At 72.9% G+C, this 203-nt stretch carries 1 pseudogene; it reads right to left on the reverse strand.

From position 1 onward, the window contains the following. A pseudogene (gene proA, locus DEIPI_RS39315) lies at nt 1-203 on the reverse strand (glutamate-5-semialdehyde dehydrogenase); the annotation flags it as partial.

The following is a 203-nucleotide window of genomic DNA, read 5'->3' on the forward strand; positions in this document are numbered from 1 at the left end:
AAGGCCCGCGTCGCGCAGGCCCGCGCGCATGGCGCGCACCAGCACGCGGTTCGTGCCCAGCGCGCTGGAACTGCCGCGCAGCACGACGGCGCTGCCCGCCTTGAGGCACAGCGCCGCCGCGTCCACCGTGACGTTCGGGCGCGACTCGTAGATCATGCCGATCACGCCGAAGGGCACCGTGACCTTCTCGACGCTCATCCCGC

Origin of the sequence: Deinococcus pimensis DSM 21231 (assembly GCF_000519345.1) — a bacterium.
Lineage (GTDB): Bacteria > Deinococcota > Deinococci > Deinococcales > Deinococcaceae > Deinococcus_A > Deinococcus_A pimensis.